Below are 21670 nucleotides of genomic sequence, written 5' to 3'. Positions count from 1 at the left end.
TAATGAATTGACTGTGCCAAAATTAAGTAAACTTAACTTTGTATTGGTCACTCAGTTCATTGAAATCAATTTTGATTCCGAAGAATCTGTTTTATCTAACGATAAAACGTTTTGATATTCATCAACGAGTGCCCACACAGATTGATAGGTTTAAATTGTTAAAGAGCGCTAGCGTTTTGTGATTTACATCTCAGTCGCTAGGGGTGCGTACTATACCTGCACCACTTAGAGAGTCAAGGGTTATTTTCAACTCCTTTTTCTCTACCGATTTCGCTGTGTGACTTTCGTCTCACTCCGTGTCGGTGAGGCGGCATTATAGAGAGATCGACATAGAGCACAAGGGCTTTTTTGAATAAAAGTTTTGTTCGCCTAAAAAGCCACCAGATCCGCATTTTTCGAATAAAAACTAAACATTTGAGACGTATCACAGCAATACATTGGCAAAATGGAAACCATGAACGTAAGATTCATGTATCTATTTTGTTAAGAGTAGATGCGTCTATTTCGTTTATTAATATGTAGTATTCCGATATGAACTCAAAAAAATCGATGTTGTTAATTGTCGCACTAGCTGTTCTAGGTGGCATTGTTTTCTCTCAGGTAGATATATCGCCTGCAATTACCTTTATCCTTGGTGTCTTGGCTTCCGCTTTTGTTGTTAACTTTTCAAGCACCGACTCAAAATCAGACTCAGAACCTAAGGCATCAACAAAAACACTTTATGTAGGTAACCTTCCATACAAAGCGAATGAGTCACACGTACGTGAATTATTCTCAGAGTATGGTGAAGTATTTGCAGTACGCTTAATGAAAGACAAACGTACTGGTAAAAGAAGAGGCTTTGGATTTGTCGTAATGGCTAGCAATGATGTAAATCATGCTATTTCAGAACTTAACGATAAAGATTACATGCAACGAACTTTAAAAGTGCGAGTTGCAAATGATCCTAAACATCCAGAAACGGACGAAGCTGAACTGAGCTAAATCCTAACTGCTTTAACATGCTATTTAGTGCACTTTCTTTCTTAGGAAGTGCACTACAAAAAACCTCACGCACTCCCCCTTCTTTATCACTACTTTCCAAATCCAATAAATCTTGAACTCGCTTCGCAATCGCTTTACCAGAATCAACCAATAAAACACTCTTACCTAGGACTTGTTGAATCTCTGATTTTATCAGCGGGAAATGTGTGCATCCTAAAACGGCTACATCAATTGTATTGATCATCGGTTGAAGGATTTGCTGTAACTCTTCAAGGTTAATCGCCTCACCTCTGAGTTTATCTTCGGCCATATCCACTAGCCGAGTAGAACCTAAAAGTTCGACTCTTTTATTACTTGAGAAGTTTTTGATGAGCTCGTGTGTGTATTCACGAGTAATCGTTGCGGGAGTAGCAATGAGACCCACCGCTTTATTGGCAAGTAGGGATGCAGGCTTGATTGCCGGAACAACGCCAACAATTGGGATTAGATTATTAGCACGGAGTGTAGGTAATACAATCGTACTTGCTGTATTACAGGCTATCACTACGATATCTATTGCGTGAGTAGCCACAAAGCTGGCGACGATGCTTTGGACTCTGCGAACAAGGACTTGTTGATCGAGTTCACCGTATGGGTAAGCCTCGTTATCGAATACATAAGTATAGTTATGATTCGGTAGTAACTGGCTTATCTCCTTATATACAGATAGGCCACCCACTCCAGAATCAAAGACCAGTATATTTTTTTGCAGACTATCCGACACAACGATTACCTATAATAAGTTTCGCTGCAATGATACTCCTTCGCTTAGTTTTCGCCAATCCTCACTCTATATAATGCAAGCTTGATAACGTTGATGAACAAAGCGCTCACCTTGCTCTACATTTTCTAGGTCTATCTTGAGCTTACCTCTAAAGCATGGCGCTGACGTCACTAAGGTATGGAACTCACCATCTTCACCACATGGATCGACATGACTCGGAAAACTATCTATTAGCTCAAGCGTGTATTCTTTTCCGCAATAGCTCATGTCCAATGCATCGCTATCGACTGTGACGAGAAAGGTTTCGATTCCTCTGTCTATTATTTCACTCGCAAGTGCCTGACTGCTCTCTCCCATTAGAGGAAATACACATTCCCAACCTGCTGGTTCTATATAGCTTCTTCGGTAATCAGCAATGCCATTACAGAACATGTCTCCAAACGCGACCGCATCAATTGATAAGCCAGAACCTTTAAGTGCGGAGACAATAGTACTTTGATAAATCTCATTACTCGGAAAGACTTCTGGAAGCTCAATCGTGATTAATGGCAACCCGATTAATTGAGCCTGCATGGCAACAACATCAATCGGAGTCACTTGGAAAGGAACTTCATCTCCAACATATGTCGTATAGAGAGCAACAACTTCATATTCGGAGCTTTCAAGTAGACGCTCTAGCGTTAATGTCGAGTCTTTACCTGACGACCAACTTATGACGACTTTCTTTTTCATTGATATACCCAATAAGAAAAAACCGCCCGGAGGCGGTTTAGGTGTAAATTAGAATTTATAGGCGCCAGTCAAAATGACTTTCCTACCATCACCAGGGTAATATGCTCCCCAATTATTGGCATTCGCAGGGTATTTTTCGTCAAATGCATTATCTATACGAAGTCCTGCCGACCATACATCTTGAGAAAAATTAACAGCGATGTTGCTCAACCAATAGGCAGGAAGCTTTGCCAAACTATTTGATGTATCACCGTCTTTAAATCTAGTACCAGTATAGACACCTTCAACAAAAACTTGCCAGTTGTAATTAATGTCATAGGTTGCAAATGCACGCCCTGAATTTCGGGCAACCCAAGGTAGCTTCTTACCTTTGTCATCGCCAGAAGAGAATTCAGCATCAATGAAACTATATTCCAAACCTAACAAAACCGAATCGGTAGCATATAGATCACCACTTACCGTAAAGCCATTTCTCTCCGATTCATCTGCATTCACATTAGCTCCAGTAAAAGCGCCCCCAATAGGAGTGGGAGCACTACTATCAAAAATAATTTCATCTTCAAGCTGTAAGTTATACACATCAACTCTGAGACTATAATTGTTCTCAATTAACCCCCAACCAGCTTCAATTGATTTACCCGTTTGCGGCTTTAGACCAAGGACGCCAGGAGAGGTATAGGCTTGTTCATCAATTTTAGCGAACCTAAAATTTGTCTCGCCTCGTAGATAAATGCGTTGTGATTCGCTAACGTTATAATTAAGCCCAAGTTCATAAGCATCCTGTGCCTCTGTTAATTTCTCTTTATTTGGGTATATAGCTGCATCAAAAATCTTATCTTCAACTGCACTATAACGTGCGCCTGTTGTAAGAGTTAAATCATCAAGAAGTGGGTAGTTAACTTGTCCAAAGACGCTGTAAGTATCTTGTTCATTCGAACGATCGGTGGAAGATGATTTATAAGAATGATCACGGTTTGCCCCTTCAAGTCCTAATAAAGCATTACCTTCGCCGGATCCTGTTGAAAACTGATTTTCCAGCTTTATTGAACCAAATAATTGCTTACTATCGCTGATCGTTGAGCTTCCCCATGCAGAGCCTGAACCAGACGTATTATCGTAAATAACATCAGTCCCTAAGACCCAAGATTCATTCACATCTTGCTTATAACCAGCTCTAAATGCTTGGGTGATTTCATGAGAATAATCTGTTTGATTCGCAGAAGCGGCTTGTGTCGGATCATTCTTGTACTGCTCCTCTGTCAATGAGCCGGCATACTCTCGATTATTATCGTAGTAACTAGCCTCTACAAAAAATTCAGTTGAATCCTGCTTATAATTCAATCGGCTTAATAATGCTCCAGTCTCACGAGCATTATGATCTCTATAGTTGTCACTGTTATCTTGACTAGCACTAAAGAACAAACTCCATTGCTCGTTTAGTTTTCTAGAAAAATCAACGTTGCCAGCAAAGGAATCAAAGCTACCAGCGCTAACTGACAAATTACCACCATCTTCTGAAGCCCCTTTGGTGATTATATTAATAACACCACCTACGGCTTGATCCCCATAAAGCACACCAGCACTACCCGACAGTATCTCAACTCTCTCTATCTGAGAGATTAATATTGAACTAACCTGCGGAGCTGACAAATCTTGCTTATTTAGACGACGTCCATCAACTAGGATCAGTGTATTGTTAGCAGCTTGCCCACCAGTAAAACCGCGTAATGAGAATGATGGCCCGCTGTTAGTATCAGAAACTTGAATTCCTGCTCTAGCTCGCAGCAATGTATCTAAGCTTTTAGCTCCACTCGCAGCTATATCGTCTGATGTAATAACAGTTACATTGGCAGGTATATCGTCAATTGAATTATTAAAATCACTACGAGCTAAAACCACCATGGTTTCGTCAGTAGATGCTTCTTGGGCGTGTAAATTGGGGATAGGTGAAAGTAGCGATGCTACAGCAACCGCTAAAAGGGATTTGTTCATGTTGTGATCCTAAATCGCGTAAAGTCCTACCAAACCACATTGTATGGCTTAGCCGCTGGCAGGTATTCGGACTCAAGAGCACAACCTTATGGTTACCTGATATTCGACTTCCCACAAAAAGCTATTTGCAGTGTCTTATGAATACTCGTTCTCTCTTACCGCTGCGCGTCAGTTCTGGATTTACACCAGATTCCCTCTTCAGCCATCTATACATCTAAATGGCACCAGCTTGCGGGAGATAGTATTAACCTATGAATCATTTGTCTAGTCTAAGATAGTTATAAGCTATAGTTTTCATGCTCGATTTACATTGAATAGCTCTCAACACTGGACAAGCGCCTGTGATTGAATAAAATCTGCGCTCTTGATTTAAAAGCACGACAGCAAAAGGCATAACAATGGCGAATTTAGATGTAAACCCGCAACGCTACCAAGAACAACTAGCAGAAAAGACTGAACGTCTTACTGAAATGTTCTCACAATACGATGTGCCTGAGTTGGAAGTGTATGAATCTCCAGAACAACACTACCGCATGCGTGCTGAATTTCGCGTGTGGCATGAAGGTGACGATATGTATTACGTCATGTTCAATCAAGAGACCAAAGAAAAATACCGTGTAGACCAGTTCCCAGCGGCTAGTCGTCTTATCAATGACTTAATGCCTCTACTAACAGATGCAATGAAAGACAACCACTCTCTACGCCATAAGCTATTCCAAGTAGATTTTCTTTCTACGTTGAGTGGTGAGATTTTGGTATCACTGCTTTACCACCGTCAATTGGGTGAGCAATGGATTCAAGATGCTAAAGCACTTAAGCAGCAATTGAATGATGAAGGTTTTAACCTAAACCTGATTGGCCGTGCGCGTAAGATGAAAATCGTCCTTGATCGCGACTACGTCATTGAAAAGCTAGACGTGAATGGTGACAGCTACATCTACCAACAAGTAGAAAACAGCTTCACTCAACCAAACGGCAAAGTCGCAGAAAAGATGCTTGAGTGGGCTGTTGACTGTACCCAAGACAGCAAAGGCGACTTGCTTGAGCTTTACTGCGGTAACGGTAACTTCTCATTAGCGCTGGCACAAAACTTTGAACGTGTACTCGCAACTGAGCTAGCGAAGCCATCTGTAGAGTCTGCTCAATACAACATTGCGGCAAACAAGATTGATAATGTTCAGATCATTCGTATGTCTGCGGAAGATTTTACCGTAGCAATGGAAGGCAAACGTGAATTCCGTCGCCTACAACAAGCGAACATCGATCTAAAGAGCTACAACTGCAACACTATCTTTGTTGATCCACCGCGCTCAGGTATGGATGTTGATACTTGTAAGATGGTGCAAGGCTACGAGCGCATCATGTACATCTCTTGTAACCCTGAGACATTGAAAGAGAACCTAGACATTCTAAGCGAAACACACGACATCACTCGTTTTGCTCTATTTGACCAGTTCCCTTATACCCACCACATGGAAGCCGGTGTATTCCTGGAGCGTAAAGCGTAAATCTCGCTCTCTAGGCCGTACAGCAGATACAAAAAAACGAGCCAATTGGCTCGTTTTTTTATTTATACGTTGGTTTAAGCGGTTTTACCGATAAAGCCTAGCTTCTTACCTACCCAAGCGAGTAGTAGCATAGCGACGATAATCGCAAAGAAGTTTGATCCTGCATCAGGGTATTGTGCTTTCACAAAAGCCGAGTGGCCAAATGCACCTACAAAGAAACAAGCTAAACCCACTAATGGAATATCTTCAGATACTGGATTCGTTAGGTATTCTTGGTAAAGCGCTTGTACAGCCAAAACTAAAGCAATTAGTGGGAAAATAGAGAAGCCCACTTCGCTCATTGTTACCCAAGATAACAGTGCATCACCACACACACCTGCAACAACAGCAAGTACGAGTGTCTTTCTTTCAGAACCACGGTTTACAGTATTATTTTCATTCGACATTATTCAATCCCGCCTTTTAATCGGTTACGTTCACGTTCTTTACGATACCAAAAAGCACCTTTGGCCATCATTCGCAATTGCATGATCAAGCGATCAGCCAATTCATCTCGCTGACGTCGATCTAAATCTAATGCTTCTGCCCCTGAGTTGAAGACCAAAATGACGGAGGCTTCAGCTTGAGTAAAAGCTTCATCTCGTGTCATGCCAGTCGTTATCAAATATTCGGTTAACTCAGCAGAGAAGTGCTGTATCTCACGAGCTACCGCAGCACGAAACTCAAAAGAGGTTCCTGAGCGCTCTCGCAATAACAGTCTGAATACGTTTGGGCTGCTTTCAATGAACTCCATAAAGGTTTCAACCGAGGTACGAATCACACTGCCTTCTTTTACTATGCGTTGCCTAGCTTGACGCATTAGCTGACGCAACAGTAAGCCACCTTCATCAACCATGGTTAAGCCAAGCTCATCCATGTCTTTGAAATGACGATAAAAGGAAGTCGGCGCTATTCCAGCCTCACGAGCAACTTCCCTCAAGCTTAGGTTGGAAAAGCTACGATCGGCACTGAGCTGGCTAAATGCTGCATCGATTAAGCTGCGACGAGTTTTTTCTTTTTGCTGCGCGCGAATGCCCATTGGTTTCATACTTTATCAAACTCTTCTTTTACAGCCAAAACAGGCATGCCTAATACTCTGTTCAATATAACGCGAATCACATGTTTATATAAGGCACTCTGGTTATATAAGACACTAAACACACCTCTTTGTTCACGTACCGAAGTAAATACGTTCGAAGAAAAAATTTCAATATCCACACTGTCATTTGGAGACATACAACATACCAAATATTATTTTTTCGATAACACTGCGTGATCCCACCGACTCTCTGATGCCCTTTTCATGTACCCAAGAACAGAATCAGTTAAAATCTCGCTAAAGCAATGTTAATCAAATATAACAAGGAAGATATCTATGCCACACTCCAACCACTTTGATGTAATCGTAATTGGTAGTGGCCCCGGAGGCGAAGGGGCAGCGATGGGATTAACCAAAGCCGGGTTGAACGTTGCAATCATTGAAAAAGAGAGCAGCGTTGGTGGTGGTTGCACCCACTGGGGAACGATTCCTTCAAAAGCACTGCGTCATGCAGTAAGCCGCATCATTGAATTCAATAGCAACCCGTTGTTTTGTCAGAATAATAAAAGCATTCATTCAACCTTCTCCAACATTCTAGGTCATGCTAAATCAGTCATCGACAAACAGACTCGATTGCGTCAAGGCTTCTACGACCGTAACCAGTGCACATTGGTGTTTGGTACTGCGCGTTTTATCGATACTAACACTATCTCTGTCATGCAGAGCGATGGTACTGAAGAACATTACAGCGCAGACAAATTTGTTATCGCAACAGGTTCTCGCCCTTATCAACCAGACAACGTCGACTTTCTGCATGAACGTATCTACGACAGCGACTCGATTCTTTCTCTTAAACACGACCCTCAACACATCATCATCTATGGTGCCGGCGTTATTGGTTGTGAATACGCTTCGATCTTCCGTGGTTTAGGCGTTAAAACCGATCTTATTAATACTCGCGATCGCCTGTTGTCATTCTTAGACAATGAAACCTCGGATGCGCTTTCTTACCACTTCTGGAATAGTGGCGTTGTTATTCGTAACGATGAGACCTTTGAGAAAATTGAAGGTACTGACGATGGCGTGATCATTCACTTAGAGTCTGGTAAGAAAATGCGTGCTGATTGCCTACTGTATGCCAATGGCCGAACGGGTAATACCGACAAACTTAACCTTGGTGCCGTTGGCTTAGAACCAGACTCTCGAGGACAAGTATCAGTCAACAGCAACTACCAAACCAGTGTTGAACATGTTTACGCTGTTGGTGATGTGATTGGGTATCCTAGCCTAGCAAGTGCTGCTTATGACCAAGGTCGATTCGTGGCCCAAGCCGTGGTGAAAGGTGAAGCAGAACGACACCTTATCGAAGACATCCCAACAGGTATCTATACCATTCCTGAGATCAGCTCTGTCGGTAAAACAGAACAAGAGCTTACCGCAGCTAAAGTACCTTATGAAGTGGGACGATCTTCATTCAAACACTTAGCTCGTGCTCAAATCGCAGGTAAAGATATTGGTAGCTTGAAGATACTTTTCCATCGTAAAACTAAAGAGATTTTAGGTATCCACGTGTTTGGTGAGCGTGCTGCTGAGATCATCCACATCGGTCAGGCGATCATGGAACAGAAAGGCGAAGCCAATACCATCGAGTACTTTGTGAATACTACCTTCAACTATCCAACAATGGCCGAAGCGTATCGTGTCGCAGCGCTGAACGGACTTAACCGTTTGTTCTAAACAAAGAACCAATAGGACTATTTGACCACCTGTAGGCCAAATACATAAACAGCAAGCCATGAGCTTGCTGTTTTTATTTAAATCACTGAATTATATAGTTATGTGGGCAATTAGATCATGATGTTCTAAATGCCACTTTACCTGCACAGCTTCTCCTTTTCGGTCCCTGAACTAATCTATCTAAGCTAAGCTAAGCTAAGCAAGAAACTCCCCTTTCTTCCACTGAGAGATAAATAAAACACCAAGACCAATCCCACGCATTGCCATAAAGCTCAACATTGCTAGCCACAGCGCATGGTTCTCTAAACCTGATGCTAAGTAGAAAATCGCAAAGAAACTGCAGGTGGCCACAAACATACTGTTACGCATATCTTTGCCTTTGGTAGCGCCCACGAAAATACCGTCTAGCAAGAAGCACCACATAGAAACGAGCGGCATCGCAATCAGCCATGGCAGATACACCTCAGCCTGACTCTTAACCTCTGGAATTGTAGTAATCATATTAATCAAACTAGACCCAGCAATCGCGAACGCTATGGTCAGTACCAAACAAATATTGAAGCTCCAGAAAAAAGTGCCAATCAAAGACTGATTTAACTCTTCTTTATCTTTCGCGCCAATCGCCTTTCCGACCATGGCTTCCATTGCATAAGCAAAACCATCCATCCCATAAGAGATAATCATCAAGAAACTCATCAATACCGCATTGGCTGCCACCACATCATCACCAAAGCTTGCGCCTTGGAAAGTCATAAAAGTAAAAGTGGCTTGCAAACATAATGAACGTAAAAAGATATCTCGATTCAGTTTCACAAAACGGCTCAAGCCTTGACTGGTTTTCTTAAGCAGATCCCATGGTGATGGCAATTGCCTCTTTGCCCAGATTCGATAAACACAAACCAAGCCAAACGTTAGCCCGGCATAATCTGCTATCACCGATGCCAATGCCGCACCTTCAACTTGCCATCCAAGGCCAATAACAAAAACGATATCCAAAACGATGTTGGTGATATTAGTGATAATCACCATCCACATTGGTGCTTTAGCATTTTGGGTTCCGAGCAACCAACCTAAAATTACAAAGTTAGTTAGCGCAGCAGGTGCACTCCAGGCACGGATAGAGAAATACTGCAGGCCATAATGTTTGACTTGCTCGCTGGCACTGCTCAATGAGAAAACTGCATCCGCAACAAAGCTGTGTAAAAGCAAAAAGACACCAGCAAACCCTAAGGCCATAGTCACGCCTTGCACAAAGACTAAACCAAGCTGCTTACCATCATTCGCACCATAAGATTGCGCGGCCAATCCAGTCGTCGACATACGCAGGAAACCAAGCAACCAGAAGGTCACACTGATCATGGTGCCGCCTAATGCCACACCACCTAAATACCAAGAATGCTCTAGGTGACCGATAACCGCGGCATCAACCAAGCCCAGCAAAGGAACCGTAATATTGGAAAGAACCATGGGGATCGCGAGCAACAGCACTTTTTTGTGCATCGCCTGATTGGATAGAGTTTGAAAAATAGTTTGGGGATTAAATAACTTCACGATCACCTCTTTGATTAGAGGCGATAGTTTAACCTAGTGAATGTGCTTTCACTATGTTGTGTACTTTGTATATTGATTAGCTGTTACCAAACTATCCGTTGATAGAAGAAGCTAGCGCTACCATTTAACGAGTACTAATTGAGGAGTTAAACGCTTTTTAAACTGAGAAATCTTACACAACAATCGCTGCCACAACTTCCAACGATTACATTGCTGCTCTAGTGGTGAAAATGACTTAACCCATTGTGCCCATGGCAACCAATTGAGAACACTGTCTATTGGTGAAGACAATCCGTGAGCATACTCACCAGATCCTAGCTTCTGCCCCAACGTACTTGAGCTCTTATCTCCGGCCAAGACTAAGCAGGCGTGGGCGTGAGTAAAATAACGACTGAGAGACTGAATAAAATGTGCCGTCTGCTGTTCATTGCAATCAAGCAAAGCATGTTCACACACCACCATCACTGAGGCTTGCTCTGGGATGTTCAGTTCATCGAGCCACGTTAGATCGTCAACCGAACCACATTCCAAACGGTAGCGTTCATTTTTGTGAAATAAGCGTTGGCGCCAAACTAGGTTCTCTGTCACATCCAATTCAACCCAATGACAACGGCCATTATCTAAACGGTAGAAACGAGTATCGAGGCCAGCCCCAACATTGATAATCCAAGCATCTGGGTTATGAGATAAAAATTGTTGAACTTGAGAGTCACAAAGCTGAGTCAATGTTGCGTAGAGAAGTTGTTGTTGGTCGAGTTCACCAGTAAGACATTCAGGCGCTAGTTGGCAACGCTTACAGGCTTGAGCTGCAATAGGATCGTAAACTAGGCCATCATCGGCAAGGCTTTCGCGACTGCGAAACCAAAGATGTTGAACGAGATTGGTCGGAACTTGAAATTCTTGATGTGCAGACCCTCGATCAGAAGAGGCCTTTTGATCAGAGGAGCACGGCTTACGAACAAGCGGCTTCATTTGAGGTTTGGTTGGGTTTGGCATCATCATCTTCCTTGTATCTCGACAAAGAAGATGATAATGAATATCAATTACAATAACAAGTTATTGAGAATAAATATCAATAAGCTGTTTGTAATGACTACATCCAGTCCGTGTTACGAATAATACCAACCGCAAGCCCTTCAATAGACAAGTGTTGGGATTCTAAGTCCACGTGAATTGGAGAAAACTCTTCATTTTCAGCATGTAACAGAACAGTAGAACCTTTGCGCTCTAGGCGTTTTACCGTTACATCATCGTCAACACGAGCAACGACAACTTGTCCATCACGCACGTCTTGTGTTTTATGCACGGCCAGTAAATCGCCATCCATAATACCGATGTCTTTCATACTTTCGCCATTTACACGAAGTAAGAAGTCAGCTTGTGGCTTAAACATACCTGGGTCAACTTGGTAATGCATTTCTACATGCTCTTGAGCCAAAATAGGCTCGCCAGCGGCAACCTGACCAATTAATGGTAAACCTTGCTCTTCGTTCGCTGCATCTTCAAGCAAAATACGAATACCGCGAGACGCACCCGGGATAATCTCAATCGCTTCTTTACGAGCAAGAGCTTTCAAATGTTCTTCTGCTGCATTAGCAGAACGGAAGCCTAGTTCACGTGCAATTTCTGCGCGTGTCGGTGGCATACCGAAATCGTCAATCTTACTTTTGATAAGATCGAAAACTTGTTGTTGGCGGGGCGTTAACGGCTTCATGATTCACCTGTCTTTTTATACAGTTGACTGTGAGTATATCCAGTAACCAAACAAAAGCAAAGCAATTGGTTGTTTTTAGTTCATTTTTCAAAAATCACAAAAATAAAATGTCTAGCCAAACATAACCCGCCAAACCTAAACAGACAGAAACCGCAGCAGAACCGGCATCTTTAGCCATGCCCGCTAGCTCATGATGTTCACTGCCAATCCGATCAACGACCGCTTCAATCGCCGTATTGATCAACTCGACCACGACCACTAATACAACAGCAGCAATCATTAAGATGCGCTCTACCTGGCTCACATCTAAGTAGAACGCCAGTGGGATTAACACCGCTGCCATAAATACTTCTTGGCGAAATGCCGCCTCGTTTTTAAATGAGCTAGTGATGCCTTGCCATGAAAAGCCTGCTGCTTTCACTATGCGTTTGAATCCGGTGTTTGATTTTTTGCTCATTTTTAACCCTATACTCAATCAGTCGATGAATGATTTTAAACAAACTTAACGGCAATATGACTATTTCCATTAAAAGGTTAGACCAGTTTCTGGTATTCTTGCATCGATTAAATTTACGCCTAGGCTTATCCCTATTTCACTCACAGGATTTATCCTTTCATCATAGAAATAGAGATACGCTTAAGCACATTGAAATAACTATTGAGGCAGTGAACCTATATGTCTTCTGGACAATCTTTTTCACGTTCATTAATGAAGCTACCTTTATCCGTTTTGGTAAAGGGCACATCAATACCTTCGAATCCGGTTGAGGATTTGAACATTGATTTAGGCAAACCGATTGTATACGCCTTACCATTTCGCTCAAGTGTCGACCTACTTACGCTGCAAAAGCATGCGCTAGAATTGGGCTTACCCGATCCTTTTAGCAAGCTTGAAATAAACGGCAAATCACTGCAACGCTTCGTGTTCATCTCTTCACGTAAAACATTGCTGCAAGATGATGACTATGTTCCAAGCTCTTCAATTGAAGTTTTCTCTGAGCTGCTTTCACTGCATGCTGAAGACTCAGAGCTTGATGTTCAAGTTATCCCAGCAACCGTATTGTGGGGACGTAAACCAGGTAAAGAGAATAACCAGAAACCTTACCTACAAGCAATGAACGGCTTAGAAAAATCAAAAGCGGTATTACTGGCTGGTCGTGATTGTCTGGTTCGCTTTAGCCCGGTTGTCTCTCTACGCTACATGGCCAACTCACACGGCACCGATAGCACCATCGCGCATAAGCTTGCTCGCGTGGCACGCATTCACTTCTCTCGTCAAAAGCTTGCAGCATCAGGTCCTAACCTACCAAGCCGCCAAGCTCTGTTCGACCGTCTGCTAAAGTCAGAAGCTATCAAAAAGGCGATCGAAGACGAAGCTGAATCAAAAAATATTTCCATAGAGAAAGCGAGCAAAGAAGCTCAAGACATCATGGATGAGATCGCAGCTAACTTCTCTTACTCACTAATCAAGCGCGGTGAGAAGATTCTTGGTTGGTTGTGGAATAAGTTGTACCAAGGCCTGCATATCAGCAACGCTTCAACGGTTCGTAAGCTAGCTCAAGACGGTCACGAGATTGTTTACGTGCCTTGTCACCGTAGCCACATGGATTACTTACTACTTTCTTATGTGCTTTATCATGAAGGCATGGTGCCTCCGCACATCGCTGCGGGTATCAACCTCAACTTCTTCCCTGCCGGTCCTATTTTCCGTCACGGCGGTGCGTTCTTTATTCGTCGTAGCTTCAAAGGCAACAAACTGTACTCTACGATTTTCCGTGAATACCTAGCCGAACTGTTCGCTAAAGGTTACTCAGTTGAGTACTTCAGTGAAGGTGGTCGTTCTCGTACGGGTCGTCTACTGCAAGCGAAAACGGGCATGCTAGCGATGACCATTCAAGCAATGCTGCGTGGTATGAACCGTCCTGTAACTTTGGTTCCTGTGTACATCGGTTATGAACACGTAATGGAAGTAGCTACTTACGCCAAAGAGCTGCGTGGTAAGCGCAAAGAGAAAGAAAATGCGAGCCTTGTGATTCGTACTCTGCGTAAGCTGCGCAACTTTGGTAAAGGTTATGTGAACTTCGGTGAGCCGATCCAACTAAACCAATACCTGAACGAGCACGCACCGGAGTGGACAAAAGACATCGATCCTATGGGCACCAGCAAACCACAATGGATGAACCCTGTGGTTAACGATCTGGCGACTAAGATGATGACGCACATTAACGATGCAGCAGCGACCAATGCACTGACACTCTGTGCGACCGCGCTACTCGCTTCTCGACAGCGTGCATTGTCTCGTGATTCTTTGGTTTCTCAGATCAACTGTTACCTGTCTCTGCTTAAGAACGTACCTTACTCTGATACATTTACGGTACCAAAAGACAGCGCTGAAGATTTGGTAAAACATGCTGAATCACTGAACAAGTTCTTGATTGAATCAGACTCAATGGGCGACATTATTTCGCTAGACCGTCACCAGTCAATTCTGATGACCTACTACCGAAATAACATCATTCATTTGTTTGCTCTACCATCGTTAATTGCTCAAATGACCATTCGTCAGCACGGCCTAACCATTGACGCGATTCAAGAGAACGTTGCTGCTATCTACCCGTTCTTGAAGAAAGAGTTGTTCTTAAGCTACGACGAAGCTCAGCTTGAAAGCGTGGTGGCGAGCATCATTGGAGAGCTTGTTGGCCAAGGTATGCTTGTGGTGTCGGACAACCAAGTCACCATCAACCAGTCAAACAGCCAAGCACTGATGCTGTTAGGCCGTACGATCTCAGAAACGCTACAGCGCTACTCTATTGCTTTGAACCTATTGGCAGAAAACCCTGATCTGGATAAATCTGATCTTGAGCAGAAGAGCCAAGACATCGCACAACGATTGGGGCGTCTACAAGGTATTAATGCACCAGAGTTCTTCGATAAAGGCGTGTTTGCATCGATGTTCGCAACTCTGAAACAGCAACAATATCTGGATAACGATGGTAACTGCGATTTAGAAAAGACTCAGCAATTCGCTAAGCTTCTTTACTCAATGCTTTACCCAGAGGTCCGTCTGACGATTCAAGAGAGTATCCACCAAGCAGAGTAATCTCTTGGTTAGCAATCGCTTTAATCGCGAGACTGAACACGATCAAAAAAGGCAGCCATTGGCTGCCTTTTTATTGAGCGTTCGTTTAACAAAAACTCGTGCTTACCAGAAGGTAATGAATAAGCCTGCTGTCACTGCCATTCCAACATAATTGTTGTTTAGGAAAGCTTGGAAACATAAATCTCGATCACGGTGGCGCATCAGATGTTGTTGATACACAAACAAGCCCCCCGCAACCAGCAGTGCCCAATAAAAGGTATCTCCTAATTGGTAATGCATGCCTAACGTTATCAACATCGCCAGTGTCACTAGCTGTAAGAAGCCAACGATCAGCTTGTCGAAACGACCAAATAGAATCGCCGTCGATTTGATGCCAATTTTTAAGTCGTCATCTCGGTCAACCATTGCATATTGTGTGTCGTAGGCGATTGTCCACAGCGCATTAATCACGAAAATAAACCAGACCACACTAGGTAGCTCATTAGTTTGCGCCGCCCAAGCCATTGGTATCGCCCAACTAAACGCTAAACCAAGGAATAGCTGTGGGAGGTGGGTAAAGCGCTTCATGAAAGGATAAATGAAGGCTAAGCCAACACCGATAACAGAAAGCTTAATCGTCAGCGGATTCATGGTTAGCACCAGTAAGAATGAAACCATGGCTAGCACTAAAAAGAGCAGAATAGCTTCCTTACTGGAAACCAAACCTGAAGGTAATGGGCGCTGCTTAGTGCGTTTTACATGACCATCCACTTTACGGTCAGCAAAATCATTGATTACACAGCCAGCTGAACGCATCAATACCACGCCGAGTACGAAAACCACCAAGACATCAAAATCAGGCATGCCTTGTGCGGCGATAATCAGCGACCATAAGGTCGGCCAAAGGAGTAACAGGGTACCAATCGGGCGATTCATTCGCGTTAATTGCCAATACGCCTTCGCTTTGGTGGCAAGCATTTACACACTCTCCTTAGAGTAAATGGGGGATGTTGGCAAAAACAGTTCAGCCACAAGCATCGGTTTATGGTTCATCCATAATCGAGAACGACGTGCGAGCAGTCGCTCATCACCTGCGATAACCCAACCGACTTGCAGCGCATCTCGCTCCACGTTCTCAGCACTGAACACGGTCAATCCAAGCGGAACATTGCCTTGTTGAGAAAGGTCAGAATGCTGATGATCTTCTAATGTGACTCGAGGAATCAAGGTTCGCCCTAACACCCACGGCTCATCATCACCCTTCAAAATCACTTTACGTAGTAAGCAATCAAATGATGATAAAAGAAGTTCCTCGTCTTGTTGTAGCATTGAGCGTTCTACAACTTGATTATGAAGCAACTCAACAGACAGGTGCTGACAGCTCTTGCCCAACTTACGGGAAAGAGAACCTTGCTCCAAAAGCCACTCTCTGGTGATTTTATTAGGAAAATCAAATGTTTCTGTGCTTTGCCAATCTACATTCATTAACGAATTAAGATACAGCGATATTGGCTGATTCATACTAGTATTCAATAGGTGACTTTACACGTACAATAAAGCTTCAACTTTCGAACAAAATTAAAGCGTTCTTCGAATTGTAAACGTATTTAGATTTAGACCGCTCATTGTAACAAGACTAATGCGTTTCGAATATCGCGAATAAACTAAAGAAAAGTCACAAATATGCACAAACGTTATGTAGCCCAAATATTTCTTGCGATTACCCTACTCTTTTCAGCATCAAGTTTCGCTGAAGAGGAGTCGGCACCCAAACTAGCCTACTTCACACTAGAGCCTGACCTGACCACCAATTTTTACACTAAAGGTAAAAAACTGGGCTACATTCAGGTTCGCCTCGATATTATGGTTGCGAATAGTAACGACCTGGCAGCCATTGAGCACCACCAACCACTGATTCGTGATGCTGTGATTGAATTGCTCGGTAAACAAAACGAAGAAACCATTAAGTCTCTGTCTGGTCGTGAAGATTTAAGAAAAACCTTAGTTGAGCACCTCAACAAAGTGTTACTTCCTGAGACAGGCAAAACCCTCATTGCTGACTTACTATTTACCAAATACCTTTATCAGTAATAATGATGTAAAAACGAATCCAAATAAAAAAGCGGCTCATCTGGCCGCTTTTTTGTCTCTATCATTTAACTACTGCCAAAAAGCATCTACTCGCTTCGTGCTGAACTCGGTGCTTTCATTGCATCAATCCAACCAATAATGACACCAGCCGCTAAGCCAGCCAAATGAGCTGTGTTTGCAATGGCCATGAACGGCTGCATGTACCCAAGCACTAACCACACCAACATAAAGCCGACGATCTGTCTTGGAATACCTAAGCCAAGTTGTGGAGCCTTCACACCGACAACCCATAAGTAACCAACCAGGGCATACACAACACCAGACAAACCACCGAAATTCGCCCCTTCAACCCAATACTGCCCAGCACCTGAAAGCGCAGAAGAGACAGCAAAGATCTGAAGTAGCTTAAGACCGCCTAACTTTTTCTCTATATCTCCGCCCAGTTGCCACCACCACAAAATATTGAATGCGATATGCATAACAGAGAAATGTAAAACAGCGTGACTTAACCAGCGCCAAAGCTGCCATTGTTGTCCATCAACCGCAGGAAAGTGTAAGGCGTTAAAAATAGCCTGACCAAAACCTATCTGCTGCAGAGCAAAAATAACGACACATACCAGCATAATGCTGAGTGTTACTGGGCCTGCTTTTGCTTTTATCATGCCCATGAAGCTCGGGGTATGATAATGAAAGTTGCTCTTTCTGGTCTCTGCCATATCCCAAGACGCTGCTTGATAGCGCTTATGATTGGGTTCAGCGAGAAAACGATTCAGCTCAGCCTCGGTTTCAACCTGATATTGACCATCAAGAAGCCAAAGAGCAAAACGTCCTTCTCCCTCAGGTGACATCTGAATAGGGATCTGACGAGAGGCCATAAAATCAATAAACGCTTGAGCAAGACGTGGATTGTCTAACACCATCAATCTAATCATTGGTACTTCCTATTCATGCTATGAGAGATGCTTGAAGCGGTTCAAGTGATAAAGGCTATTAACCCACGATCACTGGAAGTTCAGCACGATGCCAAGCTTCAAACCCACCATCAACACTATATACCTCTTCAAAGCCTTGGTTCACTAAATATTGTGCCGCACCTTGGCTACTAATACCGTGATAACACATCACTAAGATTGGCTGTTCGAACTCAACCTCATCCATGAACGACACCATCGTATCGTTAGTAAGATGGTAAGCGGTTTTTGAGTGAGCTACCGCAAAAGACTGCGGGTCACGTATATCGACAAGTCGAGCTTCGCCTTGTTCAATAAGGGCTTGAGCACCTTTAACATCGATATGTTTAAACTGGTCCATGACTTTCTCTTTTATACTGATTTGCTTTGCTGCCATTGTAACCTATCCCAAGGCTAACAATCACATCCACTTAATAAGGTTATCCACCAGCGATCACTTTTACACCATTTGTGGATAAACCTGTGAATTGCGTGAATAAAGTGCTTTTTTAAAAATAGATCCACAACATGTAGTAATGATCCTGATCTAGCTGTGGGTTAACTGAAACATATCCCCACTCGAAAAACCCCTTCAAAGCCTTACTACACCCTGCTTTTAGACAGCTGACGAATAAACTTCTCACAGAGTTATCCACAAAATCACTTTGCAAATTTCGATCGCAAAAATTGAGAAATCGATCCAAAACAAAAAGGCCGAGATCTCTCGATCTCGGCCTTTTAAATTCTAATTTTTATGGTGCAGTTAGTTTAGTATGCTTAGAAATCGCCAACGGCTTGTTTCAATTTCTTCATCGCATTCTTTTCTAACTGACGAACACGTTCTGCAGAAATGCTGTAAGTATCAGCTAAGTCTTGCAGGGTCGACTTGTTATCATCCAACCAACGTGAGCGCACAATATGCTGGCTGCGTTCGTCTAAGCTCTTCAATGCGAGCCCTAAACGATTATTGGTATGAGATTCCCAGTTAGCCGCTTCAACCGTTTCTGCAACGTCTGATGCTTTGTCTTCTAGGTAATAAACTGGAGCCGTGTAAGCAGAACCACCGTCATCGTCATCCATCGGGGCTTCAAACGTAGCGTCTTGTGCCGCTAAGCGAGATTCCATCTCACGAACTTCTGAAGGCTCAACACCCAACTCACGTGCAACCGTCTCAACTTCGCCGTTATTGAACCAACCTAAACGCTTTTTAGACTTACGAAGGTTAAAGAACAATTTACGTTGTGCTTTCGTTGTTGCGATCTTAACGATACGCCAGTTACGCAAAACGTACTCATGAATCTCAGCTTTGATCCAGTGAACAGCAAAAGAGACTAGACGAACACCAACTTCTGGATTGAAGCGCTTAACAGCCTTCATCAAGCCGATGTTACCTTCTTGGACGAGATCAGCCATTGGTAGCCCGTAGCCAGAGTAGCCTCTTGCAACGTGTACCACGAATCGTAGGTGGGAAAGGATCAAGCCTTTCGCAGCATCGATCTCACCTTTGTAATGTAATCGCTCTGCAAGTCCACGTTCCTCTTCAGGCGTCAGCATTGGGTAGCTGTTCGCTGATCGGATATAGCTATCTAAACTATCTTGTGTGACTAAAGCCATTTGATACGCTTGGTTTGCCATTCGGTTCCTCATCAATCTCTGATCTGGAGTAATACATCTATTAAAACCCAACAATCTTGAACCTAAAATGAACAGGTTTCAAGGAGGGGGAAGTAATTATGCATAATCAATTCGTCTATACAAGGCTAAAACTGGTTAAGAAGTGCCTATTTTTCGTCTAAATATGACTCTATTCACCTAAACTGGTTCAATTTCTTTTAGGTGACGCTGTGCGGAAAGCTTCGCGGCCACACTACCAAGCAGGGTTCCGACGATCAAAAGCAATAAAGATTCATCCCAACTCAGGCCAATTAAGCGGAAGTGACTATCATAAAGCTGAGCCAAGTCATCCACTGCACTGTTGAGCAATACGGTAATCAATGCCGTCATTACCCAAGCGCTAATCGAACCTAATACCCCAAACCACATCCCTGCATAAAGGTATGGTCGAAGAATGTAGCTGTCGGTAGCACCAATCAGCTTCATGGTTTGAATCTCGTCTTTATGCGCCAACACATTAAAACGTAATGTATTGCCGATAATCAAAAATACCGCGCCCAACATCAATACCGTTAGGGTAATAACGATGACAGCTGCTAATGCTTTGATCGCATCTAATCGAGCTAACCAATCTTCGTCTAAACGAACATCGGTCACTAGCTCTTGCTTTTTAACGTTGCTTGCTAATTCTTTGATTAAGACATCACTGTGCACGCTTGGCGTAATCACCAACACACCTGGCAATGAATAATCATCTAGGATAGTCAGGGCATCTTCAAAACCAGAATACTGGCTTAGATCCGCAAGCCCTTGTTGCGGTGAAATGTATTCCACCAGCTCGACTTGATCCCAACTTTCAATTTCATCCTTAAGCACCATTACTCTCGGCTCAGGAATGCCATCCTCTACATAAGCACTTATTTGTGACGGGCTGGTGACATCTTGAGCCACTTCACCAACGTTCTTGCCCAGCAGGTACAAACAAGCTGGCATCGCCAAAGCCATTGAGATCACCGCAAGGGTCAACAAGTTACCCAACGGACGTTGCCACATTTGCGAGAACGATGACTTAGCTTGTTTCCAATGAACAACAAAGAAACCGTCGCTTGAAGCCCGGTTTGCTGCTCGATTGGATTGAGGTTTCTTAATGCGCTTATTCGCGGCCATAGTCTTCAACCTCACTCAAAAAGCCTTGGTTTAACTCAAGATGACGGTACTGAGGGCGAGTGTTCACTAACCCGATATCGTGCGTCGCTAGGATGATCGTGACACCCGCACGGTTGAACTCTTCAAACAAACGTAATACACGGTTAGATAATTCAGGATCGAGGTTACCGGTCGGCTCATCCGCTAAAAGCAGAGTTGGACGGTTAACCACAGCGCGAGCGATACCCACACGTTGCTGCTCACCACCAGAAAGCTGGCTTGGCAAACAACGGGCTTTGTCTAGTAAGCCGGTTTTATCCAACGCAGCACTGACTCGGCGTTTTATTTCATTTTCAGAAATAGATTCAATACGCATAGGCAGTGCGACGTTATCAAAAATCGAGCGATCCATCAGTAGGCGATGGTCTTGAAAGACAATCCCGATGTTACGACGTAAGAAGGGAATGTCTTTAGCTGGAATACGAGTGATATCGTGATCGTTAAACCAAACACGTCCGTCAGTTGGACGCTCGATGGCGCAGATCAACTTCAGTAAGGTACTTTTACCAGCTCCAGAGTGCCCACCCAAAAAAGCCATCTCTCCACGTTTAAGGTGAAAGTCCACTTTTTGGAGCGCTTGTCGTCCGCCTCGGTAGGCTTTGCTCACTTGCTGAAATTTGATCACCGAAAATTCCTCTTACGATCACTCATATCAAATTTAAAACGGTAGC

General features: G+C 43.4%; 22 protein-coding genes and 1 riboswitch. Of the genes, 5 read left to right on the top strand and 17 right to left on the bottom strand.

Annotated features, from left to right (window positions below):
* The first annotated feature begins 531 nt into the window (after window positions 1-531).
* Window positions 532-984: an RNA recognition motif domain-containing protein gene (locus BCU75_RS22165; RefSeq protein ID WP_004736687.1), complete on the top strand. Its 453-nt coding sequence runs from the start codon at window positions 532-534 to the stop codon at window positions 982-984.
* Here BCU75_RS22165 and murI read toward each other — a convergent pair.
* The 3 genes from murI to BCU75_RS22150 are packed head-to-tail and all read right to left on the bottom strand — an operon-like array spanning window position 947 to window position 4471.
* Window positions 947-1753: a glutamate racemase gene (murI, locus tag BCU75_RS22160; RefSeq protein ID WP_102475114.1), complete on the bottom strand. Its 807-nt coding sequence runs from the start codon at window positions 1751-1753 to the stop codon at window positions 947-949. The genes BCU75_RS22165 and murI overlap by 38 nt on opposite strands.
* A gap of 60 nt (window positions 1754-1813) precedes the next feature.
* The gene (locus tag BCU75_RS22155; RefSeq protein WP_102475113.1) at window positions 1814-2479 is read right to left on the bottom strand and encodes an ATPase; all 666 of its coding nucleotides are present in this window, start codon (window positions 2477-2479) and stop codon (window positions 1814-1816) included.
* Between the two features lie 48 nt (window positions 2480-2527).
* Window positions 2528-4471 (bottom strand): TonB-dependent receptor, encoded by a 1944-nt coding sequence (locus BCU75_RS22150; RefSeq protein WP_102475112.1) that lies wholly within the window; start codon window positions 4469-4471, stop codon window positions 2528-2530.
* Between the two features lie 40 nt (window positions 4472-4511).
* Window positions 4512-4715: riboswitch (cobalamin riboswitch) on the bottom strand.
* Window positions 4716-4869: 154 nt separating this feature from the next.
* On the opposite strand from BCU75_RS22150, the gene trmA reads away from it, so the two are divergent.
* The gene (trmA, locus tag BCU75_RS22145) at window positions 4870-5979 is read left to right on the top strand and encodes a tRNA (uridine(54)-C5)-methyltransferase TrmA (RefSeq protein WP_004736694.1); all 1110 of its coding nucleotides are present in this window, start codon (window positions 4870-4872) and stop codon (window positions 5977-5979) included.
* 74 nt (window positions 5980-6053) lie between these two features.
* On the opposite strand, the gene BCU75_RS22140 is transcribed toward trmA, so the two are convergent.
* The 3 genes from BCU75_RS22140 to BCU75_RS22130 are packed head-to-tail and all read right to left on the bottom strand — an operon-like array spanning window position 6054 to window position 7254.
* Window positions 6054-6425, bottom strand: coding sequence for a YijD family membrane protein (locus tag BCU75_RS22140; RefSeq protein ID WP_065205740.1), 372 nt, complete (start codon window positions 6423-6425; stop codon window positions 6054-6056).
* A complete protein-coding gene (gene fabR, locus BCU75_RS22135) occupies window positions 6425-7066 on the bottom strand; it encodes an HTH-type transcriptional repressor FabR (protein ID WP_004736697.1) in 642 nt (213 codons plus the stop codon). The genes BCU75_RS22140 and fabR overlap by 1 nt, the downstream gene beginning before the upstream one ends.
* The gene (locus tag BCU75_RS22130) at window positions 7063-7254 is read right to left on the bottom strand and encodes a pyridine nucleotide transhydrogenase (RefSeq protein ID WP_102475111.1); all 192 of its coding nucleotides are present in this window, start codon (window positions 7252-7254) and stop codon (window positions 7063-7065) included. Before BCU75_RS22130 ends, fabR begins: the two co-directional genes overlap by 4 nt.
* 139 nt (window positions 7255-7393) lie before the next feature.
* Between BCU75_RS22130 and sthA the strand changes: the two genes are divergently transcribed.
* Window positions 7394-8794, top strand: coding sequence for a Si-specific NAD(P)(+) transhydrogenase (gene sthA, locus BCU75_RS22125; protein ID WP_102475110.1), 1401 nt, complete (start codon window positions 7394-7396; stop codon window positions 8792-8794).
* Window positions 8795-8989: 195 nt separating this feature from the next.
* Here sthA and dinF read toward each other — a convergent pair whose 3' ends face one another.
* The 4 genes from dinF to BCU75_RS22105 form a co-directional block, all read right to left on the bottom strand.
* On the bottom strand, window positions 8990-10345 hold the full coding sequence (gene dinF / locus BCU75_RS22120; protein ID WP_198593445.1) for an MATE family efflux transporter DinF: 1356 nt from the start codon (window positions 10343-10345) through the stop codon (window positions 8990-8992).
* Between the two features lie 117 nt (window positions 10346-10462).
* Complete coding sequence (locus BCU75_RS22115) at window positions 10463-11341, bottom strand: class I SAM-dependent methyltransferase (protein WP_102475109.1); 879 nt, start codon at window positions 11339-11341, stop codon at window positions 10463-10465.
* Between the two features lie 97 nt (window positions 11342-11438).
* Window positions 11439-12059, bottom strand: coding sequence for a transcriptional repressor LexA (gene lexA, locus BCU75_RS22110; RefSeq protein ID WP_017104719.1), 621 nt, complete (start codon window positions 12057-12059; stop codon window positions 11439-11441).
* A gap of 94 nt (window positions 12060-12153) precedes the next feature.
* On the bottom strand, window positions 12154-12516 hold the full coding sequence (locus tag BCU75_RS22105) for a diacylglycerol kinase (protein ID WP_102475108.1): 363 nt from the start codon (window positions 12514-12516) through the stop codon (window positions 12154-12156).
* Between the two features lie 219 nt (window positions 12517-12735).
* Between BCU75_RS22105 and plsB the strand changes: the two genes are divergently transcribed.
* Window positions 12736-15159, top strand: coding sequence for a glycerol-3-phosphate 1-O-acyltransferase PlsB (gene plsB / locus BCU75_RS22100; protein ID WP_102475107.1), 2424 nt, complete (start codon window positions 12736-12738; stop codon window positions 15157-15159).
* Between the two features lie 102 nt (window positions 15160-15261).
* Here plsB and ubiA read toward each other — a convergent pair whose 3' ends face one another.
* Together ubiA and BCU75_RS22090 are read right to left on the bottom strand one after the other, a co-directional pair.
* Window positions 15262-16116, bottom strand: a complete 855-nt coding sequence (gene ubiA, locus BCU75_RS22095; RefSeq protein WP_102475106.1) for a 4-hydroxybenzoate octaprenyltransferase — start codon at window positions 16114-16116, stop codon at window positions 15262-15264.
* Window positions 16117-16659, bottom strand: a complete 543-nt coding sequence (locus BCU75_RS22090) for a chorismate lyase (protein WP_004736706.1) — start codon at window positions 16657-16659, stop codon at window positions 16117-16119.
* A 162-nt stretch (window positions 16660-16821) separates the two neighbouring features.
* On the opposite strand from BCU75_RS22090, the gene BCU75_RS22085 reads away from it, so the two are divergent.
* Window positions 16822-17229, top strand: a complete 408-nt coding sequence (locus tag BCU75_RS22085; protein ID WP_004736708.1) for a flagellar basal body-associated protein FliL — start codon at window positions 16822-16824, stop codon at window positions 17227-17229.
* 86 nt (window positions 17230-17315) lie between these two features.
* On the opposite strand, the gene glpG is transcribed toward BCU75_RS22085, so the two are convergent.
* The 5 genes from glpG to ftsE all read right to left on the bottom strand — a co-directional run bounded on the left by glpG (window position 17316) and on the right by ftsE (window position 21624).
* Window positions 17316-18161 carry a rhomboid family intramembrane serine protease GlpG gene (glpG, locus tag BCU75_RS22080; RefSeq protein ID WP_102475105.1) on the bottom strand — a complete coding sequence of 282 codons (846 nt, stop codon included), beginning with the start codon at window positions 18159-18161 and terminating at the stop codon, window positions 17316-17318.
* A 58-nt stretch (window positions 18162-18219) separates the two neighbouring features.
* A complete protein-coding gene (gene glpE / locus BCU75_RS22075) occupies window positions 18220-18540 on the bottom strand; it encodes a thiosulfate sulfurtransferase GlpE (RefSeq protein ID WP_102475115.1) in 321 nt (106 codons plus the stop codon).
* Window positions 18541-18956: 416 nt separating this feature from the next.
* Window positions 18957-19814 carry an RNA polymerase sigma factor RpoH gene (gene rpoH / locus BCU75_RS22065; RefSeq protein ID WP_026012297.1) on the bottom strand — a complete coding sequence of 286 codons (858 nt, stop codon included), beginning with the start codon at window positions 19812-19814 and terminating at the stop codon, window positions 18957-18959.
* Window positions 19815-19991: 177 nt separating this feature from the next.
* Window positions 19992-20960, bottom strand: coding sequence for a permease-like cell division protein FtsX (ftsX, locus tag BCU75_RS22060; RefSeq protein ID WP_004736584.1), 969 nt, complete (start codon window positions 20958-20960; stop codon window positions 19992-19994).
* Window positions 20947-21624 (bottom strand): cell division ATP-binding protein FtsE, encoded by a 678-nt coding sequence (ftsE, locus tag BCU75_RS22055; RefSeq protein ID WP_004736585.1) that lies wholly within the window; start codon window positions 21622-21624, stop codon window positions 20947-20949. Before ftsE ends, ftsX begins: the two co-directional genes overlap by 14 nt.
* Between the last annotated feature and the right edge of the window lie 46 nt (window positions 21625-21670).

It is taken from the genome of Vibrio splendidus (assembly GCF_002873455.1).
Lineage (GTDB): Bacteria > Pseudomonadota > Gammaproteobacteria > Enterobacterales > Vibrionaceae > Vibrio > Vibrio splendidus_J.
Note: the sequence above shows the minus strand (reverse complement) of the source record. Positions and strands in the feature narration are given on the sequence as shown.